The organism is Bradyrhizobium sp. CCH5-F6, assembly GCF_001556045.1.
GTDB lineage: Bacteria > Pseudomonadota > Alphaproteobacteria > Rhizobiales > Xanthobacteraceae > Bradyrhizobium.
Window position 1 is genome coordinate 22,404 of sequence record NZ_LSIC01000205.1, and the last position, 10,955, is coordinate 33,358.

Below are 10,955 nucleotides of genomic sequence, written 5' to 3' on the forward strand. Positions count from 1 at the left end.
CGCGGCCATTTGTCGTTGAAGTGCCGCCACCTGTTTTGGAGGTTGACACGCATTTTGACCACCGACTTTGTTTTAGATCAAACGTCTTTCACCAAAAGACAGCAACATGACATGAGCATCAGGAGGACCAGAAATGAACCTTAGTCGTCGAAACAATCCGCTATCCGCCCCGGCAATGACGTGCCGGCTCGCCGCGGTCGCCCTCGTGGGCGTGCTGTCGTCGCAACTGGTCGTAACGTCTGTATTCGCGGCACCGCCGTCCGTTCGCATGGCGATGATGGACGACAAGGAAATGGGCTCGATGGGAGGCCAATCCAACAACTCGATGTCCGGCATGGGTGGAATGTCGGGAAGCCCGTCAGGGGGGTATGGGGGGATGTCCGGCGCTTCGTCCGGCGGCATGGGCGGCGGTTGCTGCATGGGATCGATGGGGCAGGCGCCCGGATCTGGCTCGGCCGGTGCATCGGGCATGTCGATGCAAACCAGCCTGCCGGGGTTTCCCGGCTCATCGCATATCTATCACGTCGGCGCGACGGGATTTTACCTCGAATATGCCGATAAGCTCGGCCTTTCCACCCAGCAGAGGACCGGCCTCAACGATGTCAAGCAGCGCGCCCTCGTCGACCAGTCAAATCAGCAGCGGAAGATCGACGAAGCAGAGCAGGCCCTCTGGTTGCTGACGGCGGCAGACCAGCCGGATGCCGCGACGGTCGAGGTGAAGATTCGCGAGGTCGAAAAGTTGAAGGCGGACCAAAGGCTGGGCTTTATTCGCGCCGTGGGCGAGGCCGCCAAACTCCTGACCGATGATCAGCGCAAGATGGTGCTGGGGATGGTGCCGATGCCCGGCTCTACGGCCGCACCTGCGTCGGCGTCGAAACCGATGAATATGGGCAAATAGCCGCCCCTGGGTTCTTGGGCCGGAGCTTGGCCGCATCGCGCGCCAACTCCGCCTTGAGGGAAACGGATTGCCGGCAATGTTCTGGACTCACCTCGCGGCGAATTTGGTTCCTATCTCGGGGTGTGCACTCTGCTTTTTGCAAGGTAACGAGCAACGCGTCAGTGCCGCGCCAAGCTGATCTCCGCCCGTGCGGGGCCGTAGACAAGGGCAAAAGAGCGGCAGCGCGAAACAACTCGCTTCATGATGTCCAAAGCCTCCTTTGTAGCGCCTCGGTGGATCCCGTAATCGGCGACATAAAACTGAGCCTCGCAAAGCCGCCGCTCGGAGTCTTGCTCAGCACCTTCTTGGGGCTTTGCGAGCATCTCGGTCGGAGAGCGTTGGCGCCGGTCGACCGCGCCCGTACCCCAATCTGTAGGTCCTGGATGGCGGCTGCCGTATTGTCGAGAAACAGGTTGGCGAGGCCACGGCCGAAATGCCCTCACACTTCCTCGCGAGCAGATACGACATCGATGCAATGGTCGACCCGTTCCCAACCATCCTCCTGCCAGCGGATGGTGAAATCGATGCTTTCGCCGCTGTTCATCCCGCTGGTGTCGAGTTCCGCCACCCAGAAGCCGAGACCGCTATCGAGTGCGTCGAGATCGCGGACCTCTCGCCATCCATTCACGCCGCAGTGCACCATTCCGGCCCGAGGCAGGGCAATGACCAGGCGACGGCCCGCGGCCAAGGACCGGATTTGCGCGTGGGGCCACCAGAACGCGTACGGGGACATCTTCTTCCTTCCACCGTATCGCTTCCAGACGGCCTCCGGACGGTCGAATGGCCGACCGTGGTTGCGGGAGACGGCAAGCTTGACAAATTCCGCATGCGCCCACGCGAGGGGCATCGCCGACCCGGTTGGGCGGCCGGGATACAGTCGCCGCTCAGGAACTGGCGACGCGTCCCAGATCTGTTCGGGGATCATGCCACCGGGGCTGGCTGACGCGGCCATCGTCTCGAGCATCGGCAAGGGATCATCGCCGGCGCTCACCGCGTAATGACCTCGTTCCCCGGCCAGCAGCGGCCAGGGCCGGCCTCTGCCGGCGCCATCATACGGCCGGCCATCGTCGTACTCACCGTAGCCATCGCCGTTATAGCGGCGCCAGACCGAACCGGAGGGTGTTTCCACCCTCAAGAGCCGGTCCACCACCTTGAGCGTATCCAGGACCAGCGGATCAGCGGCGTCCCTGAGACCAAAGCGGACCAGGCGCAAGAAGTCCGTGCTGACTTGTTCGCTCGCCTGCATTCGCACCCCATCGCTTCGGTTGCGAATGGGCACGAGTTCATCGAGCGCCGCCTGGCCTTCGGAAAGCACTGATCGCGGCGCCGTGCGGACATAATAGCCGGCAATGGCGAACTGTTTTGCCAGATCGGAGCCGCAGGCGGTGAGCCAGTCTTCCAGATGGGCGTTCCAGAAGTCTGCCAGCGCCGTCGCCCACTGGCGCGCCGTAGGCTCGAGCAGCGAGCCGCCCGCGACAAGCGCCGCGATGCAGGTGGCAAGGGTGAACGCGTTCAGTCCGCTATTTTCTTCCCAGCGGTCCTGCTCCGTCGAGGGACCGACCCGGGCGATATAGCCGAGCGCGCGACGGATCATGTCGTGGGGCTCGATTCCTCCTAAGGCATCCCGGTCGGCGAGCAGAGCGGCCAAGAGAACCGGATACGCCGCTTCGTCGAGTTGGACCCCGCGCCAATAGGGTTCGCCGCCCAACCATTGGTTTTGCTGCCAGTGTCCTTCCACATTTTGTGTTGCGATCAGGTAGCGCAGGGTGTTGCGCGCTTCCGCCTCCCCTCCGAAGGCAAGTAGCGCCGTGGCGCACTCGACGAGATCGCGAGGCCAGACCAAATGATAACCGCTCCGCTCGTTGCCCGTGTCGCCCCAGGGCACGCTCAGGCTCGCCACCATCGCGCCCGGGTAGGTCTTATCGAGATGTGTGCGCAAAACCGTGACGGATGTAACAAACTGATCCTGCAAATGAGCCGGAGCGCCCACCGGTCGGGCGCAACATTCATCGCAGCTGCGGTGCCAGGCGCTCCAATCGGCGCTTTGCGCGTCCAAAACGCGATCGAACGGCTGCATCAGTGATGACACGGCCAATGTCGCGGCCGCACCCTGGCTGCTTGCGAAGGCCAACGCGAGCACGCTGAATGGTCGCAACTCAGCCAACAGCGCGACGTTACCGGGGCCGGCCGCCGGATACTCCCACGCCATCCTGCCATTGTGGGCAAAATCCTGCCAACCATCGCTGGCGCCGACATACCCCGCGCTCGCTCTCATGAGCGCGTCCTGCTGGTGTTCGTCCACGGCAGCAAGGGCCATCGCAAACGGCGCCCGTTCCGCCGACAGAAAGCGCCGTCCGCGATGTTCGGCGATGACGGCGCGATTGCCATAGCCGGTGGCGCCGAGATGGGGGGCAACCAGCACATAGATTCGCAACGCCGGATCGTCACTCTCAAGGCGACATTCGATCACAAGCACATCGCGCAGCGGGTCGGGCGTGATTCGAAGCCGCAAGCTGAACCGCGAATGGGAATGGGTGATCTCGTAGGCGGGAACGCCTGGTGCGACCGATCGCAGCTGATATTGACCCATCCGCTTGACCTCGACCCAAAATCCCTGGTCGTCGGCGACGATGAAGCCGAGGTCCCGAATCTGCGGAATGTCGATCCTCGGCCAGTAGACTTCGTTGATGATGCCATAACCAGCCGTGAACCAAAGCCGGGCGGGCCCGAGCGAGCAGCCGACCACGTCTTTTGAGCTGCTCGTCCAGGTCGGGGGTATCCCCGGCGCGCCGGGCGCATCGAAATGCGGGTCCGGTTCCCAGTGGTTGGTCCGGCGCCGCGGGGCAGTTGAAACCGCCGCTTCCTTTGCGAGCGCGTCCAGGTGATCTTGAGCGGTTATCACGGCTGGATGCTTTGATTGACGGTCTGGCGACGGAGGGCAAACGTTCCGTTCACAAGCATGTTGCATTGCATGAGTTCGATGATTGGATGGCTTTGCAGCAGTTTGTCGGACATCCGGCCTATCAAGTTTGATGCAGGTCAATCAGGGGGGACCCAATCCGCTTCATTGTGACCAAGACGCATTGCAGCTGTAGGAGCCGTGCATGGCCAATTCCCTGAAACTTCTGCAGCGGGAGCTCGGGCTTCGATGTGTCTGCGCAGGTTGCGCAGGTCGGCGATTTGCAAGCAAGTGTCGATCTGCTGCCGGGCGGTCACCGGCTCTCACTTTCAGGAAGGTGACAAGAACCTCATCATGATCACAAGCCCCCGGGGTTGTTTTCTGTCAGGTGATGCTCTCTGATAACAGGAATTCGGGAGGTTCTTTCGTGCCGTTCGCATCTCAACGTCGCCGTTCAAGATTGGCCCTGATCGCGGCGGCCACGATCGTGAGCCTGTCCGCCTTCCACGCCGATGCGCAGATGGAAGGAGGCCACGAGTCACATCATCCTAATGCGTCGGCGCCAACGGGCCCTGCGGCGCTCGGCAGCATGGGATCGCCGCCTGCCTCTTCAATGCCCTCTATGGGCCCGCCGAGGGAAGGGACGGGAGAAATGGGGGGCGCATCTCCGGGCGGTATGGGCCACGGCGGCATGGGCGGGATGGGAGAAATGATGGGCGGCCGTCCGCGCAAGGAGTTTTATCCGTCGCTGATGGATATGCCGAGCCTGACAGCCGAGCAGCGCCAGCGCATCGAATCTCAAGCGCGTGCGGAGCTCAACACCGCCACCGAAGACATCGCCAGCGCCGAAGCGGCGCTTCGCCAGGCCAATGCGAGGGCTGATTCCGCCGGCGCGGAGCAGGCCACCTCGCGGCTTCGCGATGCGCTGAACCAGGCCAAGAGCGCGGCAACCACGCTTCGGGCGCTTTCGGAAGGAAAGCCCCCACAGCAGATCGCGCTGGATTGGTTCAGGACACAATTGAATCTTCCCGCGCTGACAGCTTCGCACGATGCGGGGCTTGGACTGTCGTGGTTTCATGTCGTCACAATGGCGGTGCTGGCGACATTCACCGCGGCCATGATTCTCGTGTATGTCCTGCGTCTGCGCCGTGCCAACGCGTTGGTGCAAAGATTGACGAGCGCTCCCGCTCTCGCCACGGCATCTGGCAGGGTCGCTACGCCGGCACCGCCAAGTGCGCCGCCGCCCACCACGCCGCCTCCTGCCGCACCACCTCCTGCCGCATCTCCGGGTACGCCTCCATCGACCCGGGCGGGTGAAGCGGGCGCGTCGAGCTCGGCAGTTGCGGCGGCAAGTCCTGCCGCCGCATCCTCGCCCTGGAAAGGCAAGCTACAGGTCGCCGGCATCTTTCGCGAAACAAAAGATGTGAAAACCTTTCGGCTGAAGAATCCAGACGGCGGGCCAATTCCCTTCACCTTCGTGCCGGGACAGTTCCTTACCTATACCGCGGAGATTGATGGCAAGCTCGTGCGGCGCTCATATACAATTGCGTCGTCGGCCGCACAGACCGCCTATGTGGAAACGACCATCAAGCGGGAGGAGCCGGGCATCTTCTCGGATTACATGCATGACAAGATCAAGCAAGGCGATCTGATTGAAGTCGCTGCGCCCTTTGGCGCGTTTACGTTCAGAGGACAGGAAGCAGACAGCGTCGTCCTGATCGGTGGCGGGGTGGGAATCACCCCTTTGATGGCTGCCATACGCTATCTGTTCGATACCGCCTGGCGGGGCGACATCTTTCTGGTCTATGGCGTCCAGACCACCGAGCACTTCATCTTTCGCGACGAGCTCGAGTATCTGCAACGCCGCATGCCGAACCTGCACGTGATCGCGACCATGGCGCGTGCAGAGGGCACCTCCTGGATGGGGCCGCAAGGCCACGTGACCAAGGAGCTCCTGACCCAGTCGGTCCCGGACATCATCAAACGGCGCATCCATCTCTGCGGTCCTCCCGGCATGATGGAGGCCATGAAGAAGCTCCTAGCGACGGTCGGGGTGCCGACGGAACAGGTCAAGACCGAGGCGTTCGGACCGGCACGCGGTGCCGTGCCCCCGCCGGGGGTGACGCAGGTGGTTTCATCCGAGCCGGCCGCTGCGGCGGCGGGCGCGCCGCCCGCCGCGCTTGCCATCGGACCGGCAACGGCAACCATTCGGTTTGCCAAGGCCGACAAAGTCGTAGCCCTACCGCCAGACAAGACCGTGCTCGAGGTCGCCGAGTCCAATGGAGTGTCGATCGATTACGCCTGCCGCGTCGGGGTTTGCGGGACCTGCAAGACGAAATTGCTCGAAGGCCAGGTGACGATGGAGGTGGACGATGCCCTGACGCCCGAGGACAAATCCAACAACATCATTCTCGCCTGCCAGGCCAAGTCCGTCGGCAATCTGGTTGTCGAGGCTTGAGATGAATCAGACCGAACGGCAGATCGCCGAGGCAGTGCTCTCCGTCATCCTCTTCCTGGTGCCGGCGTTCTTATTCCACACCGCGCCGCGGTTCGCCGGAAGCTTGATGGGCTTCGTGCTCGGGGTGGCCGCCGCCACTTTGATGGTTTCTCTTCTGATCTATCCGCTGGTCAAATATACGGCTTGGATCAAGCGATGGGTGACCCGGATCGTGTCACTGCGCGCGTTGCTGACGTTTCACGTCTATGCTGGTGTCTTCGGCGCGTTTCTGGCCATCTTGCACACCGGCCACAAATACCAGAGCCAACTCGGCATCGCGCTCCTCGTCGTCATGTTGATCGTGGTGGCGACCGGATTCGTAGGCCGATATTACCTACCGCAGACGTCTCTCGAGCTGAAGGAGGCGGAGTCGCACCTCGGCACACTTCGCGCGACCTACAATCAGGCAGCGGAAGCCGTTGCCGAGCGCCAAGTCCTTGAGGACGCCGCTGCCGCCAATATCAGCGCGCCAGCCCTGCAGAACGTCTCGATGCTGCAGGTCGTCGAAGGTATCGCCGATCTCGAATACGCCATCGGCTCGCGCGAGATCTTGAAGAGAGTGTCCATGCGCTGGATCGTGGCGCATGTCGTGGCCGCAATCCTCATGTACACCTTGCTCGTCCTGCACATCGCAGGAGAAATCTACTACGGCCTACGGTGGCTGTCGTGAAGCCGCTCAACGGCCTTTACCTGCTGCTGATCGTCGCAGGGCTGCTTGTCGGCGGGACCGCCATTGCGATGCTTTATCGCACCGGATCGGCGTCGATTCCGGGATGGCAAGAAGCCTTCCAGCCCGGTCCCCTCTCCGAGGAGCACGCGTTCTTGAACGGCAAGTGCGAAGCGTGCCATACGCCTGCACGCGGTGTTGAGGCTCAGACCTGCATCAAATGTCACGCCAACGCCGCCGCGGATCTGGCCAAGCAGCCGACTGCCTTCCACGCCACGGTCCAGGATTGCCGCGGCTGCCATAGCGAACATCAAGCGGCCGGCCGGCCGACCCGAATGGATCACGCGAGCCTTGTGCGTATCGGCTCGCACCTTACGAGCGGAGCGGCGGGTCATGCGGGAGCGACCCGTCAGATGGTCAAGGACTTGGCGGATTTTCTCGGAGTTTCCGTCTCACCTGGGGTGGAGAGAAATGCTCTGGATTGTGCGAGCTGCCACAGCAGCGAAGACCCGCATCAGGAGCTTCTGGGACGCAATTGCGCAAGCTGCCATGATACGGACAACTGGCGCGTCGCTGCTTTTCTGCATCCCTCTCCCACGTCAAAGATCTGTGCGCAATGCCATCAGGCCCCGCCGAGCCATTACACCGAACACTTTGCGGTCGCTTCGATGCGCATGGGTGGGCACGGAAGCACGCAAATCAATCAATGCTTCCAGTGCCACAAGACGAATTCATTCAAGGACCGCAAGGAAGGAGCGGGTGTGAGTATGCACTGACGTCTTCAGATAGGAAATCCTGGCCTCTGCTTGCGCGTCGCCAACACGCTCACAGGTCAGCAGCACCAAGGACCTAGATCAAGGGGACGATTGACGGCGGACAGGCGGCACGGCGTCCATCAGATTTGTCCGCTAGAATACACCACGGGATGACGAAAGCGTGTCCTCGACCAAGAATATAACCGAGAAGCGCTACAGCGAAGCGATCAATCGCCTCACGTGGGAGATCACGGCGATTTACGCCTATTTGGAGGAGATCCAGCGAGTATGGGCACGAGCGCTCGGGATCAGCAGATCTCAATGGATGATCCTGATAGCGATTTCCGATCTGGACGAGGGGAGCGGTGTCCCGGTTAAAACGGTTGCGGAGATTTTGCATGTGAATGGGTCCTTTGTTACAACCCAATCCAATCTGCTCGAAAAGATCAAGCTGGTGCGACGACGACCTTGTCGCATGGACGGCCGGGTCGTCCGGCTCTTCTTGTCAGACAGAGCGCTCAAGTTGCTGGCTCGCGAGGCCGATAGGCATCAAGCGGTGACCGATTCCGTGTTCACGGACTTTGAAGAGGCCGGGCTCAACAAACTTGTCGCCCAACTGACATTGCTCGAACGGCGGCTTGAGACGGCAAAGCTAAGAGTGACGCTCGAGTTGTAAGCCTCGACTTCTCGCCGCGAGGACGGTCAAGTCAAGGAACGGGCTGTTCTCGTTGAGTAATTACGGCAGGCCAGGCCGGTATTACGGGACCCTCAGAAGCCGCCAGGTCATGCTGGAGAGCGATGGTGCTCTTGTATGCGTATATGCCCAAGCCGAGACCGCGTGCGTGCTCATCAGCCTGAACGCCGTTGTCTCCCGCTCCTCAAGGTGAAACTAAAGCACCCGCTTCGCTCCCGGGATTGTTCGCAAGGCCGCCGTTACACCCCAGCTCAACAGAACTGTGAACACGAATGCGGTCAGGGCCTTGGCGATCGCAGGGACATCGAAGTCAAACAGCCAGTATTGGATCCAGAGCACGATCGGGTAGTGCACCAGAAACATGCCATAGGCATGTGCCTGCATCCAATCTAGCACGCTAAAGCCCGTGCGTTTGAACCTCAGAAAGTAGCCGAAGATTGCAAATAGAATGGCCGCACTGAACGTCACGAAGAACAGGCCGTAGCTCGCCTCATACCAATCCGGCAGCCATACCGGATTTCCGAGGATTTCAAGCTTGACGTAAATAAGCACCCACAACAGACAGTAGGGGACGAGCGCTGCGACGATCCAGCCCCGGCCGCTTTTGGCGAGCCGGCCATCCGCACTTAGCAGACCGCGATCGAGGTTCGCGGCGCCCACGCCCGCCCCGATGAGGAAGTAGGCAGGATATAGTAGAACGCGGCTGGCCTGCAGCGAGAGCGGTCCAATCTCAACCAGCGTCCCGCTCCAAAATAGAGCCGCATCGGAATGTAGACGACCGCCGTAACAGCAAGCACCAGAATGAAGAATTCGGTCGGTCGCCTATAGCCGCGCACCGCCAGCCGGTTGATAGGATCGAGCAGTTTGGGTGAGAGATGAAACAGGAAACAAGCTGCCAAGTCAAAAGCGAGCAGCACCCAGATGAACCAGATCGGTCCGCTTGGCCATGGCCCGACTGTGATTGTGTTCCACCAGAAGGAAAGAAAGCTCGCGTCTGGGCGCCGGCGCAGTTCGATCGCGAAATACGCAATCGGAATGATGGTGAGTACGCCGATCACAAACGGCAGGCCAAGCCGAAATAGCCGGTCGCGCAGGAAGACCTGCAGCTCTTTGTGGGCGAGGCTCGGCCATACGAACAGGCCTGACAGGAAAAAGAACGTCGCCATGAAGAAGCTGTCGGTGGCGAGCACGACGATATCAAAGCCGATCCACGACTTAGCGTCGGTATGACCGAAATAGGTGTAGGCAATCACGGAGTGGTGCAGAAGCACCATCAGCATCAGAAACGTGCGCGCGCGATCCACCGCGACGTCGCGTAACTTATCGCTCGCGGCCTGCACATTCGCAACCACCGCCGCCTGGAAGCTCCTTCTTATGCGTGCGCTCCGGCCAGCTGGCGATCATCAAAAGTTGCCGGCGCGAACCTGATCTTATGATTGATATCTCCCCCACCTTGCAACCGCTTGATGTAGGTCAAGATTCCAAGACAACAAAATCGCGCCTGCCGTCCCGAACGGGAGACTTTCGAGAGTTTAGACCCACCACAGAATCACCGACAGAGTGTTCGGTGTTTGCGTACGACCGCCCCTCCTTCGTCTGTGAGACTGATAGGGCGTTTGACAGTTCGTCGCTAGACGTCGGAAATACCTCCACTGATCTACGGCGTCAAAACGGACTTGGGTGACGTTCTCAGGTCGGGCGTCCCTATCGAGGCCTCGGCTCGCGTCTGTGAGCCGCGTCGGCCTCGCGATCCTCGGTGACGACTTGCCAAGCAGCTCGCTCGCTACGGCGCAATCTGAGGCGCGCGTCGCGAGCGGCTGCGCTCCAGCTACACCACCAGCTGGGCACGACCTCGGACACAAGGCGCTCAAGCAGCTAGGCCCGCGACGACGAGCAGCAGCAAGCCGCCGGCGACATTGTTTTCGCGGGCTTCGAGGGCGACGAGCTCAATGAATTTATCACCCGCCTGGCCTCGGTGAGACGGCGGCTCAACAAGGCACGGCTAAGACTGGCGCTCGAGTTAAGAGCCCCTCGTCTACGCCGCCATCAGTTGTAACGCCTTCATCTCCCTCGCAAGCTTCGCAGGGCTGCTGCAAGACCAAGCGCGCTCATAAGCGGCGCGACGTTTGATCATTCTGTCGTCGGACCGGATGCGCCGGACCCGGGAACAGCGATACCTCTCGCGCGCGGCCAGACCAGGTGGTCGACCTGCCATCTTAAACCCGTCAATTTCATCTCGAATTCGATATTCGGATATTGCGGCTCGTTCATCCTCAGTGCCACTAAGAAGCGCGTCGGGGCCCGGAAGAACGCGTAGCTCGTTGCCTCCCACAACGTGCTCGATCGGCCCGATCTTCGTGCATCCGAATACCAGGCGATGAGTCCGGACGGCGAGATGACGCGGTCGGCTACGGGATCGAATACATATGGACTTAAGGCCAGCGCGAAAGCGGCGCCAATCGCTTCCGGCCCGCTTGCGCCATAGGCCTGCGTTGCGAGCGACGTC

General features: G+C 61.2%; 6 protein-coding genes and 2 pseudogenes. 5 read left to right on the forward strand and 3 right to left on the reverse strand.

The genetic code is table 11. The annotated features are described in order from the left end of the window. Positions 1 to 133 precede the first annotated feature (133 nt). A complete protein-coding gene (locus AX729_RS40860; RefSeq protein ID WP_230646721.1) occupies positions 134 to 898 on the forward strand; it encodes a Spy/CpxP family protein refolding chaperone in 765 nt (254 codons plus the stop codon). A 478-nt stretch (positions 899 to 1,376) separates the two neighbouring features. Here AX729_RS40860 and AX729_RS36545 read toward each other — a convergent pair whose 3' ends face one another. Further along, the gene (locus AX729_RS36545) at positions 1,377 to 3,839 is read right to left on the reverse strand and encodes a glycoside hydrolase family 15 protein (RefSeq protein WP_245325520.1); all 2,463 of its coding nucleotides are present in this window, start codon (positions 3,837 to 3,839) and stop codon (positions 1,377 to 1,379) included. Positions 3,840 to 4,356: 517 nt separating this feature from the next. Between AX729_RS36545 and AX729_RS36550 the strand changes: the two genes are divergently transcribed. From AX729_RS36550 to AX729_RS36565, 4 genes are all read left to right on the forward strand, one after another. After that, positions 4,357 to 6,294, forward strand: coding sequence for a 2Fe-2S iron-sulfur cluster-binding protein (locus AX729_RS36550; RefSeq protein ID WP_162250067.1), 1,938 nt, complete (start codon positions 4,357 to 4,359; stop codon positions 6,292 to 6,294). A gap of 1 nt (position 6,295) precedes the next feature. Next, complete coding sequence (locus AX729_RS36555) at positions 6,296 to 7,003, forward strand: iron reductase (RefSeq protein ID WP_057197039.1); 708 nt, start codon at positions 6,296 to 6,298, stop codon at positions 7,001 to 7,003. Next, complete coding sequence (locus AX729_RS36560; protein WP_057197068.1) at positions 7,000 to 7,776, forward strand: cytochrome c3 family protein; 777 nt, start codon at positions 7,000 to 7,002, stop codon at positions 7,774 to 7,776. The genes AX729_RS36555 and AX729_RS36560 overlap by 4 nt, the downstream gene beginning before the upstream one ends. A gap of 160 nt (positions 7,777 to 7,936) precedes the next feature. Beyond that, complete coding sequence (locus tag AX729_RS36565; protein ID WP_057197038.1) at positions 7,937 to 8,431, forward strand: MarR family winged helix-turn-helix transcriptional regulator; 495 nt, start codon at positions 7,937 to 7,939, stop codon at positions 8,429 to 8,431. A 213-nt stretch (positions 8,432 to 8,644) separates the two neighbouring features. On the opposite strand, the pseudogene AX729_RS36570 reads toward AX729_RS36565, so the two are convergent. Both AX729_RS36570 and AX729_RS40865 read right to left on the reverse strand, forming a co-directional pair. Beyond that, positions 8,645 to 9,825, reverse strand: a pseudogene (locus AX729_RS36570) (acyltransferase family protein). A gap of 754 nt (positions 9,826 to 10,579) precedes the next feature. Further along, positions 10,580 to 10,955, reverse strand: a pseudogene (locus AX729_RS40865) (DUF2939 domain-containing protein); the annotation flags it as partial.